Origin of the sequence: Flavobacterium psychraerolatum (assembly GCF_025960985.1) — a bacterium.
Classification (GTDB): domain Bacteria; phylum Bacteroidota; class Bacteroidia; order Flavobacteriales; family Flavobacteriaceae; genus Flavobacterium.
Genome location: NZ_JAOQMX010000015.1, coordinates 61,278 through 80,382, shown reverse-complemented (window position 1 = coordinate 80,382; position 19,105 = coordinate 61,278). Strand labels below are relative to the sequence as shown.

At 34.0% G+C, this 19,105-nt stretch carries 16 protein-coding genes; 3 read left to right on the top strand and 13 right to left on the bottom strand.

Translation table 11 applies throughout. The annotated features are described in order from the left end of the window. The first annotated feature begins 561 nt into the window (after window positions 1–561). Both M2326_RS07745 and M2326_RS07740 read left to right on the top strand, forming a co-directional pair. Window positions 562–2,214, top strand: coding sequence for a T9SS type A sorting domain-containing protein (locus tag M2326_RS07745; protein WP_264618991.1), 1,653 nt, complete (start codon window positions 562–564; stop codon window positions 2,212–2,214). A 184-nt stretch (window positions 2,215–2,398) separates the two neighbouring features. Beyond that, a complete protein-coding gene (locus tag M2326_RS07740) occupies window positions 2,399–3,472 on the top strand; it encodes a DUF3810 domain-containing protein (RefSeq protein WP_264618990.1) in 1,074 nt (357 codons plus the stop codon). A gap of 96 nt (window positions 3,473–3,568) precedes the next feature. On the opposite strand, the gene M2326_RS07735 is transcribed toward M2326_RS07740, so the two are convergent. From M2326_RS07735 to M2326_RS07725, 3 genes are all read right to left on the bottom strand, one after another. After that, a complete protein-coding gene (locus tag M2326_RS07735) occupies window positions 3,569–4,873 on the bottom strand; it encodes an NAD(P)/FAD-dependent oxidoreductase (RefSeq protein ID WP_264618989.1) in 1,305 nt (434 codons plus the stop codon). Between the two features lie 108 nt (window positions 4,874–4,981). Next, the gene (locus M2326_RS07730) at window positions 4,982–5,791 is read right to left on the bottom strand and encodes a lysophospholipid acyltransferase family protein (protein WP_264618988.1); all 810 of its coding nucleotides are present in this window, start codon (window positions 5,789–5,791) and stop codon (window positions 4,982–4,984) included. A gap of 201 nt (window positions 5,792–5,992) precedes the next feature. Next, on the bottom strand, window positions 5,993–6,649 hold the full coding sequence (locus M2326_RS07725; RefSeq protein WP_264618987.1) for an NUDIX hydrolase: 657 nt from the start codon (window positions 6,647–6,649) through the stop codon (window positions 5,993–5,995). A gap of 92 nt (window positions 6,650–6,741) precedes the next feature. On the opposite strand from M2326_RS07725, the gene M2326_RS07720 reads away from it, so the two are divergent. Further along, window positions 6,742–7,176, top strand: coding sequence for a DUF4268 domain-containing protein (locus M2326_RS07720; protein ID WP_264618986.1), 435 nt, complete (start codon window positions 6,742–6,744; stop codon window positions 7,174–7,176). A 128-nt stretch (window positions 7,177–7,304) separates the two neighbouring features. On the opposite strand, the gene M2326_RS07715 is transcribed toward M2326_RS07720, so the two are convergent. The 10 genes from M2326_RS07715 to M2326_RS07670 form a co-directional block, all read right to left on the bottom strand. Further along, window positions 7,305–8,267 carry a gliding motility protein GldB-related protein gene (locus tag M2326_RS07715; protein ID WP_264618985.1) on the bottom strand — a complete coding sequence of 321 codons (963 nt, stop codon included), beginning with the start codon at window positions 8,265–8,267 and terminating at the stop codon, window positions 7,305–7,307. Window positions 8,268–8,438: 171 nt separating this feature from the next. Continuing rightward, the gene (locus M2326_RS07710) at window positions 8,439–8,864 is read right to left on the bottom strand and encodes a hypothetical protein (protein ID WP_319800827.1); all 426 of its coding nucleotides are present in this window, start codon (window positions 8,862–8,864) and stop codon (window positions 8,439–8,441) included. A 78-nt stretch (window positions 8,865–8,942) separates the two neighbouring features. After that, window positions 8,943–10,568 carry a S8 family serine peptidase gene (locus M2326_RS07705; RefSeq protein ID WP_264618984.1) on the bottom strand — a complete coding sequence of 542 codons (1,626 nt, stop codon included), beginning with the start codon at window positions 10,566–10,568 and terminating at the stop codon, window positions 8,943–8,945. A gap of 110 nt (window positions 10,569–10,678) precedes the next feature. Then, window positions 10,679–11,866: a tRNA 2-thiouridine(34) synthase MnmA gene (mnmA, locus tag M2326_RS07700; protein WP_264618983.1), complete on the bottom strand. Its 1,188-nt coding sequence runs from the start codon at window positions 11,864–11,866 to the stop codon at window positions 10,679–10,681. A gap of 416 nt (window positions 11,867–12,282) precedes the next feature. Beyond that, the gene (locus M2326_RS07695; protein ID WP_264618982.1) at window positions 12,283–12,990 is read right to left on the bottom strand and encodes a toxin-antitoxin system YwqK family antitoxin; all 708 of its coding nucleotides are present in this window, start codon (window positions 12,988–12,990) and stop codon (window positions 12,283–12,285) included. A 330-nt stretch (window positions 12,991–13,320) separates the two neighbouring features. Continuing rightward, on the bottom strand, window positions 13,321–15,222 hold the full coding sequence (gene yidC, locus M2326_RS07690; protein WP_264618981.1) for a membrane protein insertase YidC: 1,902 nt from the start codon (window positions 15,220–15,222) through the stop codon (window positions 13,321–13,323). Window positions 15,223–15,290: 68 nt separating this feature from the next. Continuing rightward, window positions 15,291–16,904 (bottom strand): CTP synthase, encoded by a 1,614-nt coding sequence (locus M2326_RS07685; RefSeq protein ID WP_264618980.1) that lies wholly within the window; start codon window positions 16,902–16,904, stop codon window positions 15,291–15,293. A gap of 153 nt (window positions 16,905–17,057) precedes the next feature. After that, window positions 17,058–17,291, bottom strand: a complete 234-nt coding sequence (locus M2326_RS07680) for a DUF3820 family protein (protein ID WP_264618979.1) — start codon at window positions 17,289–17,291, stop codon at window positions 17,058–17,060. 146 nt (window positions 17,292–17,437) lie between these two features. Then, a complete protein-coding gene (locus tag M2326_RS07675; protein WP_264618978.1) occupies window positions 17,438–17,803 on the bottom strand; it encodes a hypothetical protein in 366 nt (121 codons plus the stop codon). Between the two features lie 75 nt (window positions 17,804–17,878). After that, complete coding sequence (locus M2326_RS07670; protein WP_264618977.1) at window positions 17,879–19,057, bottom strand: AIR synthase related protein; 1,179 nt, start codon at window positions 19,055–19,057, stop codon at window positions 17,879–17,881. Between the last annotated feature and the right edge of the window lie 48 nt (window positions 19,058–19,105).

Sequence of the window (19,105 nt, the reverse complement as noted above, 5' to 3'; positions counted from 1 at the left end):
TGTATGTCCATTTACTCTTTGAAAATCCATATCTCAAAAGTACATTTTTAGAAGCTAAAAGCGAAATGCACTAAAGTACATAGTTTTAACTATTTTTGGGACCAATAAAACATATGCAGTAGATATGATTTTTCCTTCGATCAATTGAGAAAATTATAGCTAAACACATAAAATATCATCCATCTCTATACTCCTTATTGCTATTGATACTTCGATCTATCATAACCTACCCTATAATTAGTAAAAATACAAACGTTATATTTATTAATTGGACAAAAGGACAGTCAAACCTTCAACTTTATAAAGTTAAAAAAATCACATCAGTAGTCAAATAATAAGACTTTAATCAAAAAAAATTAATTAATAAGTATTTAACAATTTACTGTGAAATACATTTTAAATCTAAGTAGAGTATTTAACTTATATTTATTTTTAAAAAAACATAGATTAAATACAATAAAAACAGACGAAAACCGAATATTTATCACAAATATTACTCACACAGACATTTGCTCCAGCATAGTAAATTAATTTGGCTGCACTAACAAAAACAAAAAAACAATGAAAACAACCAAATTTTTATTATCAGTAATTACAATACTTGTTGTAGGACTAAGTGCGATGGCTCAAAGAGCAGACCGATTCGTTAATATTGGAGGAACAGGAACCCAAGTTACAATAAACGGAGGAGCTGCTTTTCCTGATAAAACTTCAGAATTGCAAAATTTAATCAATACCAATAAGAAAAACATTAAATTAAATGGTAATATGACTTTAGGGGAGATTGCGTTAAGGAGCAATGTTCACATTAACATCAAAAAAGGAGCAATAATTAAGTTAAAAACAACAAACGGTAGAGGTTTAATGTTCCGAGGAGGAAAAGAAGTTACAGATTTACCAATTGAAAATGTTAAAATTTACTGTAGTGAGTGTAATACTACTGCTAGCGACAATAATAAACCTACAGAGAGATACACTATTGATATGAGTAGTGGTATTCCTGATCAAAACTGTAATTTTGTTTCTTTTGGAAAAGTAACTAATTTTTCAATATCACAATTTTACGTTATAGACAACTACACTAAAATTAATGCTATAACACTAGCATCTAACGTCAAGGACAATACTGGAACTGGGGATGCATGGACAAGAAGCTATTCTGTTCAAGCTGCTCCAACACAGGGAGACATAAAATTAGGTTACTTAAAAAATGGACATGTAGGGTATGGATTATTGCAAGTACAGGCAGCAAAAAATGTAAATTTCCATAACTTGACTTCACAAGGCGGAGTATCGTTACGCTTGGAATCTGGCTCTACAATTGCTGTAGTCCCAACTACGGAAGGGTCTGCTGCAAATATGGATAATTTAGAAGGCTATAACATTGTTGGAATAAACGGATGGTCTGCCGTAACATTGTCACCTCATGGAAGAAGACACGGAGCAATTACTTTAAAAAATGTAACTGCAATCGGATGTACTTCTGCTATTAGAATCATTGGTGGATTTCAAGACCGAGACGTTGAAGGTTTGCCGAACTTCCCTACAGCCAAATATAAAAGAGGTAATTTTGGATCAGTTACAATTACAGGAACAATCAAGCATACCTATGGTACCACAGCCCAACTAGAAGGAAGAGATTTCAGCTACTTTCCTCAATCGCTTATAAAAAATAAAACATTACAACAGGTATTCCCTAAAGCAGCTCCTTACAAAGCACCCTTTGACGGAGCAGATGCTAGAATAAACACTCCATCAATAGCAACAGTATTATATTTTTCTAAAGATAGTGCTGCTGCTAGCCCAAGAGATATAGATGGGCAATACAGTGTAAATTTAACTGGAGCTACATTACAAAAACCTGGCTTTAACTCCTGTATTCCTACCACAATTTATGCAAATGACAAAAATAAAATATGCTCAACAACCTCTAAATTTTCAATAGATTATGATGAAACTGCATTTGATGCAAAAAGTGAAATCTTTTCTTCTGAGACTTTAGAGAATACCGTAAGTGTAAACGCTAAAATCATCACTATTCATTTAACCAAAGATTCAAACGTTATCATATACAATAGTAACGGGAAAACTATAAAATCTGTTAAAACATCCATAGGTATTAACGAAATTAACGCTTCAAATTTTGCAAATGGAATATATATTGTATCAATTCAGCAAGAAGGAGAAATCATAAATACAAAAATAATTCTCTAAGTATTTATTGTATTTCACTTAATTTATAAAATCACAAAGACCTATACAATTAAGTAATACAATACAACTATTTTTTTTTAATAAAAAGGAGCTGAAATAGCTCCTTTTTATTTTAAGTATCTTAGTAATCTTTAGTTTGTAAAAAACCTATTATCTTTGACATTCTCAAACAAAATTTCGTTTCGTGCAGGCAAAATACATACTTCCTTTTTTTCTAGTCTTACAAATTCTTTTCTTAAAAGTAATTGCTTATTTCCCAGAATGGATTGAAAACCAATACAGTAACGGTTTATATCTAATTATAGCAAAAATATCTCGAATTACTTTTGGACACTTCCCCTTTTCAATAGGCGATTGTCTGTATGGGGTTCTCATTTTCTTTATCCTAAAATGGTTTTGGAGAAAAAGAAAATCTTGGAAAACAGAATGGAAAAATAATCTATTGACAGTAATTAGTTTTCTTTCGGTTTTGTATTTTATTTTTCATTTATTATGGGGGCTCAATTATTACCGTGAACCTTTATTCGAAAAAATGAATATCAGTCGTGACTATTCTGACGACGACTTACTAGCATTCACAAAAAAAATGATTAAAAAAACAAATGAAATTCAGTATCAAATCACCAAAAATGATAGCTTAAAGGTCATTTTCCCATATTCGCAAGAAACTGTATTCGAAAAGAATCTTACTAGCTATGAAGCGTTAGCAAAAAAACATTCCTTTTTTACTTATAAAAATAAAAGCACCAAAAAATCACTATTCAGCCTACCATTGACCTATATGGGCTTTAGTGGATACCTCAACCCGTTTACCAATGAAGCACAAGCCAATGATTTGATACCTATCTATAATTTCCCAATTGTTACAGCACATGAAACAGCGCATCAGCTGGGCTACGCAAGTGAAAGTGAATGTAATTTTATCGGCTTTTTGGCCACAATTAAGAATAAAAATCTCTATTTTCAATACTCCGGTTATAGTTTTGCGCTACGTTATTGTTTAGCTAATTTGAATAGTAGAGAGGGAAAAACGTTCAAAATATTGCTAAAAACCATTCATCCCGGAATTCTAAAAAACTATCAAGAAAGTGAAGATTTCTGGATGAACTATCAAAGCCCTATTGATACTGCTTTTCACGCATTTTACGACCAGTTTTTGAAGGCCAATCAACAAACAGATGGCATAGATAGCTATAGTAAGTTTTTAAATTTATTAATTAATTATGAATTGAAAGAGACCGAACCAAAAAGAAACTAAGGCAAAAAAAATTAAATGAGAATTAAGTTATTACTTTTCAACCTATTTGAGAGCAATCAAAAATAAAAATGTAGCTATATCTGAAAAATCAAAAGACTACACTTCATCACTAGTAAACGTAACAAAACTTTTCTTTTTAAAAGGTCGAATGATCAAGCGGCTTTCTCGATCAAAACGAATGTAGTTATAGACCCAATTAAGAAATACAACTGCTTTGTTTTTAAAACCAATTAATGAAAAAAGATGCACAAACATCCACACAAACCAAGCAAATACACCACTAAAATGAAATTTAGGTAAATCAACTACTGCTTTATTACGCCCTATCGTAGCCATAGAGCCTTTGTCATTGTATTCAAAAGCTTCCATGGGTTTATTTTGAATTAATCTTATCAGATTTTCACCTAATACTTTTCCTTGTTGCAAGGCAGGTTGTGCCATCATAGGATGACCCTGTGGAAAAACCTCTGTTTCCATGCAGGCAACATCACCAATTGCAAATAAATTATAATATCCTTTTATTTGACTAAACTCATTCACACGGATGCGAGCAGCTCTTTCAATCAAAGATTCAACTGGCAATCCTTGAACCAACGCTCCTTGTACTCCCGCAGTCCAAATTACGGTTGCAGACTCAAAGGTCAAATCGGTATTGGTGGTTACAGTGTGGCCGTTGTAGTTTTTGACCCGTACATTTTTCCAAATAGTAACGCCTAAACCTTCTAGAAATTTTTCTGCTGCCAATGATGACTTTTCACTCATCGTATTTAAAATATGATCTCCGCTTTGAATTAAGTTGATTTGCATTTTGGAAACGTCCAAATCGGGATAATCTTTTTGGAGAACGGCTTTTTTCATTTCAGCCAAAGCTCCTGCCAATTCTACCCCCGTAGGTCCTGCTCCTACCAGAACAAAATTTATCAAACTATTTCTTTCTGCCTCTACCGTGGTCAGCACCGCTTGCTCAAAATTTTCTAAAATCAAACTACGAATATTCAACGATTGCGGAATATTTTTCATCGCCATACTATTGCGTTCCATTTCTTTATTTCCAAAATAATTAGTTTTTGCTCCAGTTGCCATCACCAAATAATCAAAAGACAACTCCCCGATTTCGGTAATTACTTTTTGATTTTTTGTATCAATTTCCTGAACATTAGTCAACCTAAAATAAAAATTATCATATTCTTGAATGACTTTACGCAATGGGTATGCAATAGAACCTGCTTCTAGTCCACCAGTAGCAACTTGATACAACAACGGCTGAAAAGTATGATAGTTATTTTTATCAATTAGTACAACTTGTACCGCTTGTTTCTTCAATCGTTTGGCTAGTGCAATTCCGGCAAAACCACCACCAATGATGATGATACGAGGTAACTTAGAATGAGGTATATTCATATTATGGGATTTAAGGTTTACAATAGACAATTAAAAATTTTAAATTCACCCAATGATTAAAAGCTGTAATTTAGGAATTAAACGATCATTCCAAACTAAGAATGAGTACTAAATTTCATATTTTCGCAGAGCATTTAAGCGTTCTTGCTCTTCGAGGTCTTCAATCGAAATGACATTAAGAAAAGATGGATGTTGCTCAATGGCATATTCAACCTTGGCTACAATATCCTCTATCGAATCATTATCATAGTCAATTACCAAAGGTTCCTTAATAATAAATGACTGTAAAATTCCTTTTTTCTTGATTCTTAATCCTTTTTTATCGAATGAACGTCGAAATCCATCAATTACGATAGGAACCACAATTGGGCGGTGCTCTTTAATAATATGTGCTGTACCCCTACGTACAGGTTTGAAAGACTTAGTCGTTCCTTGTGGAAAAGTAATCACCCACCCATCCTCTAGAGCTAGCTTTATATTTTGGGTATCATCAGGATTAACTTCTTTTTTCTCACTTACATCTACCCCTTTTGCGCGCCATGTACGCTCAACAGATATCGCCCCCGCATAGGCCATCATTCTTGGTAAAATACCCGATTGCATAGTCTCTTTGGCAGCTACATAATATATATTTAATTTCGGTTGCCATATATAACAAACATTTTTTATACTATCACTGCGTCCGCTTAAACTGGCATTAAATACATGAAACATCGCTACCACATCGGCAAAGTACGTTTGGTGGTTGGATATAAAAAGAACATTGGTATCTGGTAAATTCTTTATAAACTCTGAACCTTCAATTTTCAATTCATTAAAACCTCTATAGCGTCGATGTGTGATCGCACCAAAAAAACGGATTAACCATTTCTTGACAAAAAGAATGTGTCCAAAAGGATTTCGTTTAAACAAACCCATAATCGATTTTGTTATTTAAAATTGCTTCACAATGTAGTGATTTTTTACAAGTCTGTCATTGGAATTAGTGTACAGTATCAGTATTATATTTTTAAAAAATACCCCTTAAAAATTTGCGCCTATTTAACATAAGCTTCTGGCAGATGATATTTAATTTACATCTCCAAGAGTAAAGCTATACCGCAACAACAGATCAACATACTACCGCTCTTCCTTCAGTAAAATAACTGATTTTAAAACCTCTTTCAATTCACTCAACATCATAGCGGTAGCGCCCCAGACAATTTTATTTTCAATTTCAAATGCAGGAACTTCAATTTCACCGGCATACGATGTTGAAATTTTTACATTAACTAGAATATCGTCGTTCAAAAAAACAGACAAGGGCAACTCAATAACATGTGCCACTTCGGATGGATCGGGTGTAAATTGGATTTCGTTTTCACTAACACCTAAAAAAGGATGCACCATAAAATTACTAGGCGGAATATATATGGGAGTGAAAACTTTTTTCATAGATACCAAATCAGGATGTACTCCTACTTCTTCGTGCGTTTCACGTAAAGCCGTATGTACATAATCTACATCTGTAGTTTCGTGTTTCCCACCTGGAAAAGCAATTTGCCCAGAGTGGACCCCTTCGTACACATTTCGTACAATCAACACCAAATGCGTAACGTTGTCTTTGGGATACAACAACATTAAGACTGCTGCTACCCTTGGGTTTTTCTTTTTCAAATCCATATTCAACAATTCATCCATACGTTCAAGCGGCGCCATTTTTGCGTGAGAAGCCGCTGCGGGTAAATTGGCAGTAATAATATGAGGAACAATTTCTAAAAAATAGCTGAAATCCATAATCAAATCTTATTTTTGCAGTTCGTAGCAACGATAAATATAGTTTAGAAAAATACTGTTTACAAATTTTCTAGAATCAAAACGCACAAAAAATGTATAGTAAAGTAGAGTCACAAAAGATAAAAAGAGAATTCTGGGTTAGTTTTGCCGATAAATATCCTCGAAAATGGATTTTATACGATACTAAGATCAAGGATTTTTCATTCAAATTTTTTGTAGACAACAAAAAAGCACAAGTATTAATTGACATTGAACAACGCAGTGCAGAAAAGCGTACCTCCTATTTTGAAAAAATTGAAGCCCTAAAAAATATCCTAGAAGAAGAATTTATAAAAGATTTAGTCTTCGAAAAAGAATATGTGCTTGAAAGTGGCAAAACCATCAGCCGAATTTGGGTTGAAAAACAAGGTGTAGGTTTTAGTAACCGTTACCACTGGGATGCTATTTTTGATTTTTTTTTCGAAAAAATGAATGCTTTGGAGCTTTTTTATAATGAGTATGACGAGTTTATTAAGGACATCGATTAGCTTATTATAAGAATAGTTAATCTTTCAATTATAAAAAGAAAAAACAGAATAATTACATTATAAGCTTTTTTGGATAGAAAATAAATCAAGTTATTTTTCGTAAAACTAGGCACTATTTACGATAACATTTACCGATTGCTATTTTTGCTCCTTTGAGATAGAACAAAAAATTGCATCACACTTTCTGGCGTATACTCCAATTCAATTATTTCCTTTAAAGCCTTCTTTTTATCCTTTTCAGACTCATAGTATGATTTGCAAATTTTATATCCAATGAAATATCCCAAGTCTGCTATACCATTTGGAGCATCATCCCCATTATACAACCAGTTTTTTGTATTTTGCCCTAACATCTCTAGTTGAAATAATCTCCAAATTTCCTCTTCATGTGCATTTCCATATTCCATATAAGGAGAGTTCACTGGTTTTTGTACTACTAATTCTGATATAAAATCGCATGATCCTTCTTTAATACATTTCCCTAATAGGTTTGAATTTTCATCATTTTCATAGTCACCCCCTTTTTGTTGCGTATGTCCGGCCTCATGAGCCACCAGATTAACGATATCGCCATTCGAATTGAACATTGATTGATGCCACGAACTGAGTTCTGAGGCATCTACAGCAGCAGTTGAACAGGCTATTTCTGATCCTATCAAAATCTCAGCTATTTCTGTTGTTCCTCCAGAATTTAAACAGCCAATTGTAAAATAAATATCTGGTTGTTTAAAACTAGGATAAAGGTTTGCAAATCTAGTCATTACTTTTTCTATCTCTTTCCTTTTCCCTTGAATTTGAGCAGTCAACGGTCTAAGAGAAATCCAAAATTTAGGATAATTTAAAATATTATTTAAAAAAAGTTCTGGACTATGATTTCTAGATTCCATAAAGTCTTTTTCTCCCTTTGATGCTTTATCTAAATAGATTTCTTGAACAAAGCGCAACTGTTTGGTTCTATCCGTTGTACACTGAATACTATCGTAGGCTTGCCAATAATTTGTAATATCAACAGTTGAAATAACAAATTTTTTATTTTGACTAGACGATCTAACAAAAATTAAAGCAGTAAATAATAAAAGTAAATTCTTCATTATTATATTTATATATTTTCCCTTTTACAAAACTTGAATTGCTATCATAGGCGCGTGAGCGGTTACAATTAGATCCTTTTCAATCCTTTTTTTAAGTCCAAAAAATACTGTATAAAAACCTGACTCGTAGTCCCGACAGCTATCAGTAGCCCAAATAATCAACTACATTCTCTAAGCATTGAAAATATTATAAAGAATAATTCGATTACCATAATTGATATACAATTGCTTGCGGTTATCTTGATTTTTTCGGGTGATAATAGAAAGTGTACATTCTTCCCCATCTATATTTTTGCATATAAAAGTATAGACAATATCAGTTTTATTTTCTTCTGCCGGCACAAATTTGAGTATATCATACACTTGTATAATGCGTGAATAAACCACAATTCGTTTTTTGTTAGTGTCTAAATTAACTACCAAATTGACTAATTCTAAATTGGACCATTCACCCCATTTCCCTCTTTCGTTTTTCTCTAAAACACTTACTCCTGATGTAGTAAATTTATAGGACTGGCCATACAATTGGTGCAAACTAAAACTTAAAAAGAACAGTAGAAAACTTAATTTTATTGGAGATATTTTCATGATTGCCATACACTATTCGACTGTATTAGTACTCTTCTTGGAATAACGAAGATATTAAAAAGGAAAGTAACTTTACAGAAATCAAAATTATAGTTTTATAATTTTACCTGATTTGGTATAGGTGTCGAAATCTAATTTATAATAATAGGTTCCAGAAGCTAAGGTTTCCAAAGAAACGGATTGCTCTGGCACTAAATTATTCTGCTCCAACACTTTGCTCCCAACAACGGAATAAAACACAACACGCCCGTCCTTCATGGTTGCTGGAAATGAAATACGTACAAAACTTGTTGTAGGATTGGGATATAAATTAACGTCTTGATTTGTTGCAAAAAGATCAGGCAATTGAATACCTAATGCTAAATTAAAATTGGGTATTCCGTAACCATATTCAGGCGTTGGTGAAGTAAATTTATCAGATGAAGTTAAAATAAGGTCTTTTATTTGCTGGTTAGTTTTATTAGGGAATGCTTGCCAGATACAAGCTACCATTCCGGCCATAATAGGTCCCGAAAATGAAGTTCCACTAGCTGAAACTATGTTTCCATTCTCGTCTGAAAGTACATCCGCTTGCCCTTGTGCCATGACGTCTGGTTTCACCCGCCCATCGTATGATGGACCAATGGAACTAAAACTAGCCCGTTCTCTTGCAGCAGTAACTGCACCTACTGAAATCACCGAAAAAGCATCTGCAGGAGCACCAATGTGCGGTTCCGATTCTGTTCCTTCATTTCCAGCAGACACCACAACAACCATTCCTCTAGAGAAAGCGATATTTGCACCTTTTGAAATAAAAGTAGCATCTCCTGTCATATCTGCGTATGTCAAATCGTAATTTGGATTGGTGTGTCCGTTCATGTATCCTAATGAAGAGCTAATCACATCTACCCCCAAACTATCGGCTTTTTCTGCAGCTTCCACCCAATAAGATTGCTCCACTGGACTTTCTTGTGTGTTGTCTTCTGTAATAAACAAATAATAAGAAGCATCTGGTGCTGTACCTACCAAAGCATTTTCTTTGTAGCCCCCCATACTCGACAATACGTAAGTACCATGATGGTCCCCTGCATAGAAATTATCATTTCGACCTACAAAATTATAGCCACCAAGTATTTTATTATTGTCACGTAGTCGTTGAAAAGGCTGTGCAGTATTCACTCCAGGAAAACCAGCATCTATGATGGCGATAATCTTACCAGAGCCCGTATAATTTTGTTGGTGTACATAATCACCTTTGAGCATTTTTATTTGGTTGTCTGAGTTTCCGTAAGCATAGTTAATTTTAGAATCTTTGAAAAGAAGTGTTTTTTTCTGTTTTACTTTTTTTGATGTTTTGGAAGAAGCCAGAGTACTATTTAATGCTTTGTTGGCAAAACTAACCTTTTGTACAAAATCTAACGATTTCAAAGCAATAATGGCATCGAATGACCCTTGAACATGTAAGGCATTCAACCATTTGGATTTAGCCATAACAGTAATTCCTACTGTTGCTTTTATTTGCGAAACAAACAATGGATTAATAGGAATATCTTTAAAATCCAATGCTATACTTTGATTAATACGGCGGTCAATGGCTCTTTGATTGAGCATTTTTAACGGTACATCATAATAAGATTTTTCGTTTGCTTTAGCATTAAAATACACCCACGCATCTTCCTGAGAAAGAGCGGTCAGAGAAATAAAAAACAACAATATAGAAATAAACTTTTTCAATTTTGACAAATAGTGTGTAATGTCAAATATAGTAAATAAACACTAATTGTTCGTTTTTTTATTCTGATAGTAAAAATAATATTGTTATTTTTTTAAGATATTGTAAAAAATCAAGAAATAACACCAGAGCCTAGCAATTCTTCCCCCTCATGCCATGCTACAAACTGCCCTTCGGTAATCGCCGACTGTGGCTGATCAAAAGAAATATACATTCCGTTCTCGAGTTGGTGTAAAGTTGCTGCTTGCAAAGGTTGCCTATATCGAATGCGTGCCATGACGTCACGAGTTTCCCCAACTTTCAAAACTAAATCTTGTCGAATCCAGTGTACTTCGGGCTGTTCTACAAACAAAGCAGATCTAAATAAACCTGGGTGATGTGCTCCCATTCCAGTATAAATAGTATTGGTTTCTACATTGGTAGCAATGACAAATAAAGCTTCTTTAGTTCCTCCTACATTCAATCCTTTGCGTTGTCCTACCGTAAAATAATGAGCTCCTTGATGCTTGCCTACCACCTTACCCATTGTTGGTTTATAAAGTATTTTATTGGATGCATCAACTAATACCTCATCGGCTGTTGCATTTGATTTTTTTTCTAAAGCATAAATTGGATCTAAAGCATCAATTTGAATAATTAATCCCTCCTTTGGTTGTAATTTTTGTTGCAAAAATTCTGGCAGACGTACTTTCCCTATAAAGCACAAACCTTGTGAGTCTTTCTTTTCGGCAGTAACAAGCTCCATTTCGGCAGCAATTACACGGACTTCTGGTTTTGTTAATTCTCCAATAGGAAATAAAGCTTTGGACAACTGCTCTTGCGATAACTGACAAAGAAAATAGGATTGATCTTTATTGTTATCTGCTCCTGCTTGCAATTGATAAATGGTTTCTCCGTTAACTACAATTTCGGATTTTCTGCAATAATGACCTGTAGCCACATAATCTGCCCCGAGACTCAAGGCGATTTTCATAAAAACATCAAACTTAATTTCACGGTTACAAAGTACGTCAGGATTTGGAGTACGTCCTTTTTCGTATTCATTGAACATATAGTCTACAATTTTTTCTTTGTATTCTTCGCTTAGATCTACAGTTTGAAAAGGAATACCTAGTTTCTCAGCTACTAGCAAGGCATCGTTACTATCCTCTAACCAAGGACAATCGTTGGAAATTGTAACAGAATCGTCGTGCCAATTCTTCATGAACAACCCAATCACTTCATATCCTTGTTGCTGCAACAAATATGCTGCTACACTTGAATCAACTCCTCCTGAAAGACCTACTACGACACGTTTCATTATTTCCTGCATTTTTTATGAGGGTGCAAAGATACAATGTTTTTAATGGTTATCTTGTTTATCTATTGTTAATTCGGAAGTAGCTTAAATAACTGTATAACCATCCTAGAGGCAAAATTTTAGCCTCTACACTGTTTAATATTTATTATAAACAGATATAAGTACAACTTGACCTACCTCTTTACAAAGAATAGACTAACTGTTTAACACATGAAAAAGTCACTACAACTATTTGCCCTAAATACAAATTTCTATTCTTGTAAAAACACCAAATAACATGGAGCTAATACCACCACATTAAAATACGAACAGAATCAAAATAGTGCATGAAAAATAAAAATTTCTTACCTATATAAGAACAACAAAAACTTCTTGAAACGAATAAGGAAATGAAACCAACCTTTTCTACTACTCTATTATTTACTTTTACTACCCTTTGCTACTGAAGGTACACTCATATTGATCTCTTTTTTTAACTTTCCATCTTCAAAAAATTGCCAAACACCGACTTTCTTCCCTTTGAGAAACTTTCCTTGAGAGACCATTTTACCATCAGCTTCTTTGTAAGTCGCCAAGCCGTTGTATTCATCGGCTAGATAAGTAGCTTCTTCTAATACGATTTCGTTTTCTGAATATTTTTTATAAACTCCATCTTTGACACCATTTTTATAATTGGTTACTTCCGCAAGTTTCCCACTTAAATAATAGACTGAACGTAAACCGTCTAATTTTCCGTTTTTATAAATTTCGGTGGTCATCACCATAGGAGAGGCTTGATGGTAATATTTCCAAATACCTTCAAACTGTTTGTTTAACACTTTTCCTTCACTGACTTTATTTTTAACTTGGTCATAAAATATAGTGTAAGCACTACCGTCTCCTGCTGTAAAATCACGGCTAGCAATTACCGAACCTAGTTTGGTGTCGTCAAAGAATTTAAACATTCCAATTTCTTTCCCATGCGCAAAAGTTCCTTCATATTTGGGTCTTTTGGATTCTTGATAAATACCTTTCCACAACCCGTCTTTTTGACCAGTGGTTTCAAGTTGATTCACCTTTGTTTGACCTTGTAAGGCAAAACTTGTGATGATAAACATAAAAATAATTCGATGTACTGCTTTCATTTGTTATGGTATTAAAAAGATAAAACTTCTAATTATAAAAATATTGCTACTAGCAATGCAACTGCCCCTGATGGAAACGGTAACCCCGAATGAAAAAAGTTATTTTTCGTAGGAATGGTAGAGCGACCAAAGGAAGCTCCTACCATGACCAAATGAAAAAAACTTATTGAATGAGGGCTACAAGTGGACAGCAGGATTAGGCACTTCATAAAAAAAGAGACAAGCTAGCTGACTCTCTACAATCTACCCTCTTATAATGCAATTTAAAATTAAATATTTTACACACTTAAAACAAAAAAATCCCGAATGAACGAGATTTTTTTGATTGTATTATTTCTTTTTTTGCTCTGCTTTCATGGCTTCTTGTTGTGCCATTACATCTTGCAGTTTCTGTTGAAACTTACTTGGTTTTTTCGGTTCCTTCTTTTTATTTTCTTGAATTTGAGCATGAATTTTATCTTCGTCCACAATGTAATTCTTGATTACCAATAACAGTCCGATTGAGATTAAGTTGGAAATAAAGTAATACAAACTCAATCCTGAAGCATAACTGTTGAAGAAAAACAACATCATCAATGGTGAAATATAGATCATTATTTTCATCATCTTCGCCATATCAGGCATTCCTTCTTGCGTTGGAGCAGCCATTTGTTGGTCGCCCGTGGTCAATTTCATATAAAAGAAAATAGCAATTGAAGCTAAAATCGGGAATAAACTAATGTGGTTTCCGTAAGCAGGGATACGGAAAGGCAATTCGTAAACTGAATCAAATGATGATAAATCGTTTGCCCAAAGAAATGGTTTTTGTCTCAACACTATCGCAGATGGAAAAAACTGAAATAAGGCATAGAAGACGGGCATTTGTAGCAAACCAGGTATACAACCTGCCATTGGATTCACCCCGGCTTTGTTGTACAACTTCATTGTTTCTTGTTGCTTTTTCATTGGGTCTTTGCTATATTTAACACCCAATTCTGCAATTTCCGGTTTTAACACCTTCATTTTTGCTTGCGACAAAAATGATTTGTAAGTTACCGGAGACATCAACAATTTGATTAAAATTGTAAATAAAATAATCGCCCATCCTTGTGCCATGAACGTACTTAAGAAACCATAAAGCGGAATGAATGCATGTCGGTTGATGAACCCAAAGATTCCCCATCCAAGTGGCACGATAGCTTCTAGGTTTTTGTCGTAAGATTTTAATAATTTATAATCTGTAGGACCAAAATACCAGTTCATTTTTTGGTCTATTTCACCATTTTTAAAAGCCAAAGGCACAGTAGCCTTAAATTGCTTTGTAAAAGTAGTATCGACTACTTGATCTTTCACTAAATTATTCGAGTATAATTCTGCTGTTGTAAACGGCTGATCACTCAATAATATAGAAGAGAAAAAATGCTGCTTGAAAGCGATATATGAAACTTTTTCGGGATTATCCGTTTTATCAGTCCCCTGACCTAAGTAATCAGTTTTACCGTCTTCGTATTCAAAATACAATTCAGCATAACGATTTTCATAGGTAATACTTTTTTCGTTAGCATAGGTTTTTAAGTCCCACTCTAAGTTCAAAGGTTTATTGGTTACCAAAGCACTACTTAAACCTTGTGATTGGATTTCGAAATCCAACATATAATTATCCACTTTCAATACATATTTATATTCTAAATATGAATTGTCTGCTGATTTTAAACGCATAGAAAGAATTTGATCCTCTCCATTTTTGGTTAATGTTGGTTCAAAAAATAAATCTTTAGTATTTAAAGTATGGTTATCCTTGGTAAATAATTGAATATTTAAACTCGAATTATTATCCTTAATCAACTCCACTAATTGACCTGAATCTTTTTTGAATCTTGTAAAATCTTTCAAAGATGCTTCAACGATAAAACCACCTTTATTTGCGATTTTTAAAGTAACTAATTTATTTTCGATTGTAGTATAAGAAGCTGTTGCAGAAGGCAATGTTGCTGAATAAGCAAAACTACCTAACGACTTTTGCAATTTTGCCACTTGTAACGTATCTCCAGGTACTACAACTGCTGCTGCTATAGTAGTTGTTTTAGCCGCTTCACTTGCTTTACTAGTTTCTTTAGCAACCAATTCTTTTTGTGCATTTTCTGCCGCAATTTGAGCTTCATCTGGTCTGTTTTGGTACATTATCCAAATTAAAATTCCAAATATCAATATAAAACCGATTAACGAATTGGGGTCAAATTTTTTTTCTTCCATTATAATTTTTAAAAATGTTTAAAATATAAAAATTCCGTTTCTAGATGTAGAAACGGAAGTTTTGGTCATTATTTCTTTTTTGCTTGTACTGCAGCAGCAACAAAACTTACAAAAAGTGGGTGTGGATTAACCACTGTACTTTTGTATTCTGGATGGTATTGCACTCCGATAAAGAAAGGGTGATTTTCAATCTCAACAATTTCAACCAATCCTGTATCTGGATTTATACCCGAAGCTTTCAATCCTGCCATTTCAAGTGTTTCTAAATAGTCATTATTGAATTCATAACGATGACGGTGACGTTCTGAAATTGTCGTTTGTCCGTAAATTTTGTATGCTAATGTATCTGGCTTGACTTCACATTTCCAAGCTCCAAGACGCATCGTTCCACCTTTCTCCGTTACTGTTTTCTGACTTTCCATCAAATTCACAACAGGATCTAGCGTATCAGTATTCATTTCGGTTGAATTGGCTTCTGCTAATCCTAATACATTTCTTGAGTACTCAATAACCGACATTTGCATCCCTAAACAAATACCAAAGAATGGCATATTGTTTTCACGTGCAAAACGTACCGCAGCAATTTTCCCTTCGATCCCTCTTTCTCCAAAACCAGGAGCAACAAGAATTCCGTCTAAATCTTTGAATTTCTCAGCGATATTATCTTCATTAATGTGTTCTGAGTGAATAGAGATTACATTTACTTTGGTTTCATTTGTAGCACCTGCGTGGATAAATGCTTCCAAAATTGACTTGTAGCAGTCTTGCATCTCAACATATTTCCCAATCAATCCTATATTAACAGTATGTTTTGGGTTTTTTATTCTTTTCAAAAAAGTATTCCAAGTTTTTAAATCTGGAGCTGTTTTTTTAGGTAAATCTAATTTTCTTAAAGCAACAATATCCAACCCTTCTTCAAGCATTAAATTTGGCACTTCGTAAATAGTAGAAGCATCGATTGATTGAATAACCGCTTCTCTTTTTACATTACAAAATAAAGCTAGTTTATTACGAATTTCATTTGAAATTTCATGTTCTGTTCTACAAACTAAGATGTCGGCCTTGATTCCGCTTTCCATCAATGTTTTCACAGAGTGTTGTGTTGGTTTTGTTTTTAATTCTCCTGCAGCAGCCAAATAGGGTACTAGGGTTAAATGAATCACAATAGCATTATTCTCACCCATATCCCAAACTAGTTGACGCACAGACTCAATATAAGGTAGCGATTCAATATCTCCTACAGTTCCTCCAATTTCGGTAATCACAATATCATAATCGCCTGATTTACCTAGCAATTGCATTCTATCTTTAATTTCGTTGGTGATATGCGGTACCACTTGTACGGTTTTCCCAAGAAACTCACCTCTTCGTTCTTTTTCAATAACCGAAAGGTAAATTCTACCAGTCGTTACATTATTAGCTTGAGAAGTAGGAACGTTCAAAAAACGCTCATAGTGACCTAAATCCAAATCGGTTTCAGCTCCATCATCGGTTACATAACATTCTCCGTGCTCATAAGGATTTAGGGTCCCTGGATCCACATTCAAATAAGGATCAAACTTCTGAATTGTTGTACGGTATCCTCTGGCTTGTAACAATTTTGCTAATGATGCCGCGATAATTCCTTTTCCTAATGAAGAAGTCACACCACCTGTAACAAAAATATATTTCGTTTGATTCATTCTGTTATGATTTGTATTGAATTGTATAAAAAACGATGCAAAAATACGATTATAAATTGGGATTATACTAATTTAAAAAAGAGATAATTTGGAAAATAACCAATTCCCTAACAGATTCATTTTTACTATAAAAACCTTTATTTATTTAACTACTTACCTTGGTTTTGGATACCTTTTTTTAATATTTCGTATCAATTCCTCTAAGCCGTTTAGTTTTAATTCGTAAATCAATTCGAGTTGTTGCCCCAATTCTCCCTTAGGAAAACCTTTGTTATGGTACCAAACTACATAATATTCGGGTAAATCAATCAAAAAACGACCTTCGTATTTCCCAAAAGGCATCTTGGTATGCGCGAGTTTAATGAGTTGCTCTTGATTACTGTTCATTTTTTTTTATTCTATAAAAACGCCATTAACTATAATGTCAACAATCGCGATATAATTAAAAAAAAGTAGAAGATCAAAAAAAAACATGATCTTCTACCTCTATAAAAATATTTTCAAATTCTAAAACCTAGCTTTAATCGAGGAACCTATTCCTCGTCTTCGTAAAACTCATCGTAACGAGCTGGAATTTGTGGATCAAACAAAGGGCATTTGAACTCTTCCATGATACTTACTAGTTTGTCCATGGTTTTTCCTTGGGTACCGTAACAGTCAATAGAAACACTTTCTGGAGTCGATTTTACTTGAAAAGCACCTTTTCCTTTTGGGTTTTGCCAACTGTCTTCATCTACTTTTTCCCAATCAGAAAAAACTGAAGCAATGCGATTGCGAATCACTTGCACCGGGAGAACTTCTAATCCCTCAACAGCTTGTTCTTCAATTAAAGCTTCATAAACCAGTTGATGATTGAGGTAAACCTCTTCTTGATATTGCCAAAATATGAGTTCGTACATTTTTTTAAGTTGCTAAGGTTCTTAGTTGCTAAAACTCTAAATAACTTAGAAACTAAGCCACTTAGAATCTATATTCTAGTACTCGAAAGTACCGTATTCGCTAGTGATGGTTAATTTTCTCACATCGGCTACTTCTACTCTACCTACGATTTGAGCATCCACATTGAATGATTTTGAAATCGCAATTATATCTTGCGCCACAGCCTCTGGAACATAAATTTCCATACGGTGACCGCAGTTGAATACTTGGTACATCTCTTTCCAATCGGTTTTGGATTGCTCCTGAATCAATTGAAATAATGGTGGTACTGGAAACAAATTGTCTTTTATAATATGTAGATTATTTACAAAATGCAAGATTTTGGTTTGTGCTCCACCACTACAGTGAACCATTCCGTGTATATCTTCTGAATTGTATTTGTCTAAAATAGTTTTGATAATCGGTGCATAAGTTCGTGTTGGAGAAAGCACCAATTGTCCTGCATCTATTGGTGAATTTTCTACAGTATCAGTCAATTTTACTTGTCCGGAATAAATTAAATCGTCTGGAACTGCAGCGTCAAAACTTTCTGGGTATTTGGTAGCCAAATATTTTCCGAATACATCATGACGAGCAGACGTTAAACCATTACTTCCCATTCCGCCATTGTATCCTTTTTCATAAGAAGCTTGACCGAATGAAGCCAAACCTACAATAACATCACCTGCTTTAATATTGGCATTGTCAATTACTTTATTACGTGGCATGCGCGCTGTAACGGTAGAATCTACAATTATAGTGCGAACGATATCTCCCACATCGGCAGTTTCTCCACCAGTAGAATGAATTGTTACTCCAAAAGTTGCTAATTCTTTGATTAATTCTTCGGTTCCATTGATTATAGCAGAAATAACTTCAGCTGGAATCAAATTTTTATTTCGGCCAATAGTCGAAGAAAGTAAAATATTATCGGTTGCACCTACGCACAATAAATCGTCAATATTCATAATCAACGCATCTTGAGCGATACCTTTCCAAACAGATAAATCACCTGTTTCTTTCCAATACATATAGGCTAGAGAGGATTTTGTTCCAGCTCCATCGGCATGCATAATTAAACAATACTCCTCGTCCTGAGTTAAATAATCGGGTACTATTTTACAAAATGCTTGTGGAAATAATCCTTTATCTATGTTTTTTATGGCGTTATGCACATCTTCTTTGGATGCCGAAACCCCGCGAAGGGCATATCTTTTTGAAGTATCTGAACTCATGGATTGTTATTAGGTAAGTGATTTTGACCAACTAGTTTGCGTGCGCAA